3 protein-coding genes are annotated in these 2,821 nt (G+C 68.2%); 1 reads left to right on the top strand and 2 read right to left on the bottom strand.

The annotated features are described in order from the left end of the window. Positions 1–342: 342 nt before the first annotated feature. On the top strand, positions 343–1,494 hold the full coding sequence (locus GA0115259_RS37700) for a pyridoxal phosphate-dependent aminotransferase (RefSeq protein ID WP_237540774.1): 1,152 nt from the start codon (positions 343–345) through the stop codon (positions 1,492–1,494). A 207-nt stretch (positions 1,495–1,701) separates the two neighbouring features. Here GA0115259_RS37700 and GA0115259_RS37695 read toward each other — a convergent pair whose 3' ends face one another. Together GA0115259_RS37695 and GA0115259_RS43020 are read right to left on the bottom strand one after the other, a co-directional pair. After that, the gene (locus GA0115259_RS37695) at positions 1,702–2,229 is read right to left on the bottom strand and encodes a YbjN domain-containing protein (RefSeq protein WP_093605083.1); all 528 of its coding nucleotides are present in this window, start codon (positions 2,227–2,229) and stop codon (positions 1,702–1,704) included. Next, positions 2,226–2,495, bottom strand: a complete 270-nt coding sequence (locus GA0115259_RS43020; RefSeq protein ID WP_370749385.1) for a hypothetical protein — start codon at positions 2,493–2,495, stop codon at positions 2,226–2,228. Before GA0115259_RS43020 ends, GA0115259_RS37695 begins: the two co-directional genes overlap by 4 nt. Between the last annotated feature and the right edge of the window lie 326 nt (positions 2,496–2,821).

The following is a 2,821-nucleotide window of genomic DNA, read 5'->3' as shown; positions in this document are numbered from 1 at the left end:
GGCCGCTGCCGGCCGTGCCACGCGCCGCGCCACGGCGCCGCCTGCGCGCCGCGCCCCCGTTGCCCACGCTCGCCACGAGCCCGACGAACGCGATCGTCGCCATGACCACGACGACCGCGATCCCCAAACCAGTCATCGATCCCACCCGTCCTTCTGTTCCCCCGTAGCGAAGCCCGCCGCGCTCCCTCGCGCGACGTCATCGCTTCATTGCTTCGTTACTGCGTTCCTGCGTTGCTGCGTTGCTTCGTTCATGAACCTCGTGCGTGACTGGGGTGTCCCCCCGGCGTCCGCGGCCCAAAGCTGACTTGAGCAACTCCAGAGGTTCGGCACAGGATGGCCGCCATGACCAAAGAATGGCTCGGCGGCACGACGATCTTCGCGGAGATGTCGGCGCTGGCGGTACGGACCGGAGCGATCAACCTCGGCCAGGGCTTCCCCGACACCGACGGCCCGGAGGAGATCAGGGAAGCCGCGGTCCGCGCGCTGCGCGACGGACGCGGCAACCAGTACCCGCCGGGCCCGGGCGTACCCGAGCTGCGTACCGCCGTCGCCGCGCACCAGCGGCGCTTCTACGGCCTGACGTACGACCCGGACGCCGAGGTCCTCGTCACGGCGGGCGCCACGGAGGCGATCGCGGCGGCGCTGCTCGCACTGGTCGAGCCGGGTGACGAGGTGATCGCGCTGGAGCCGTACTACGACTCGTACGCGGCCTGTATCGGCATGGCGGGCGGCACACGCGTCCCGGTCACCCTGCGCCCGCACGACGGCGCGTACCACCTGGACCTCGACGAACTGCGCGCCGCCGTCACCGGCCGCACCCGGCTGATCCTGCTCAACACCCCGCACAACCCGACCGGCACGGTCCTCGGCCGCGAGGAACTGGCGGCCATCGCCGAACTCGCTGTCGAACGCGATCTGCTCGTCGTCACCGACGAGGTCTACGAACACCTCGTCTTCGAGGGCGAGCACGTACCGATCTCAAGCTTCCCGGGCATGCGCGAACGCACCTTGACGATCAGCTCCGCCGGCAAGACATTCTCCTTCACCGGCTGGAAGGTGGGCTGGGTGACGGGACCGCCCAAGCTGGTGACAGCCGTCCGGTCCGCCAAGCAGTTCCTGACCTATGTGGCCTCGGGACCGTTCCAGTACGCGATCGCGGAAGCCCTGCGCCTCCCCGACAGCTACTTCGAGGAAATCCGCACCGACCTGCGCGCCAAGCGCGACGTACTCTCCGCGGGCCTCACCGCGGCCGGCTTCGAGGTCTACCGCCCGTCCGGCACCTACTTCGTCACCACCGACATCCGACCCCTGGGCGAAACCGACGGCTTCGCCTTCTGCCGCGCCCTCCCGGAACGCTGCGGCGTCGTCGCCGTCCCCAACTCCGTCTTCTACGACGACCCCGACGCCGGCCGCACCCAGGTCCGCTTCGCCTTCTGCAAGCAGAAGGGTGTCTTGGATGACGCAGTGGACCGTCTCAAGCAACTGGTGCACTGAAGGCGAGCCAAACGGACTGCTGTGAATACAGGGCCAGGCCTCCGCCGGCAGACGGGCCGGGCTCTGCATGGCGATGAGCTACTCAGTGTCCTTCGGATGCCGAGTCGACGCTAGACGCCGGGGACACGGCACGGCCCGGCCGGGCCGTGATCGTGGTGATCGCGGCCCCACCGGGCTCCTGTCGTTCCGCGGGTGCCTGGGCTCGGCTCAGGCGTCCTCGGGCTTCTCGTCGCCCGGCTCAAGGCCGAGCTGCTCCACGAGCCACTTGTCGAACTCGATCGAGGCCCGCACCCAGCTCACCGTCGACGACACGAAGTGCTCCAGGCTGACCCCCATGCCGATCAGCATCTGGGCCTCGCCGATGAGCCGGACGGTGGGCGGGCCGTCGCCCTCCTCGTGGATGTGCGTGTAGACCTTGGGCCACAGCGTGCGACGGTTCCAGTCGTCGATCGCGTCCAGGACCCTGGACTTGTCCGTGATGGGGTGCGGCCGGTCGTAGAACGTCCGCACCGAGAAGACCTGCTGGTCCTCCTCACCGCGGAACATGAAGTACGTACGGAATTCCTCCCACGGCGCCGCGAGGTCACCCTCGTCGTCGACGACGTACTTCAGCTCCATCTGTTCGAGGAGCTGCTTGACCAGATCCTGATCAGGGACGACGGGGCCCGCCGGTCCTGCACCCTGCGGTTGGGGCTGGCCCCCGAAATTCGGAATCGAGGACGGGTCGATGCTCACCGTGTATTTCCCTTCGTACGGTTCCTGCCATCCTCCCCCATCCCCGGAGGGCCCTGGCAACCCCGGCCACCCTTCAGCGGGTCACGGGTTCGCCATCCGGTCCGTGAGCTGCCAGACGCCCGTCGAGGGATTCCGAGTGTGTTCCGCGCCGGACGGGTCGATTTCCGGGCCAGCTCCCTCGCCTGCGTTTGAGGGCCGAGGTCACCAGGTTCAACCAGAGCCTGCGAGTCACGTACCGCTCGCCGGAAGAACTCGAACGCGTCCACCACTGTCGACTTCCCCGAAGCGTTCGCCCCGAAGATCGCCGCCACGGGCACCGCCGGCCGGTGGTCCTCACCGTACGTCGGTACGAGGTTCAGCTCCTGGGGGTTCGCGAAGAGAGCCGTGATTGGCCACACGAAAGCTCAGCAGCACGGACCATGCACCCCCTAAATCGCCCTTGTGAACAAGTGAATCGCAAGAAGCCCGGAACAAGGCGATGGTAGTTCCCATCACCAACCCGAACAGGCCCGCCACCCGAGCGGGTGACGGGCCTGTCGGCAGCCGCAAGCACCGGAGCAGCGGCGGCACCGGCCGCTACAGCGGCTTGCCC

Source organism: Streptomyces sp. MnatMP-M17, assembly GCF_900091995.1.
Lineage (GTDB): Bacteria > Actinomycetota > Actinomycetes > Streptomycetales > Streptomycetaceae > Streptomyces.
This window is presented reverse-complemented; position numbering and strand designations above follow the sequence as displayed.

Bases quoted from the DNA above. Each gene is read 5' to 3' on its own strand.
- GA0115259_RS37700 (WP_237540774.1), top strand. From the start codon at position 343: ATGACCAAAGAATGGCTCGGCGGCACGACGATCTTCGCGGAGATGTCG.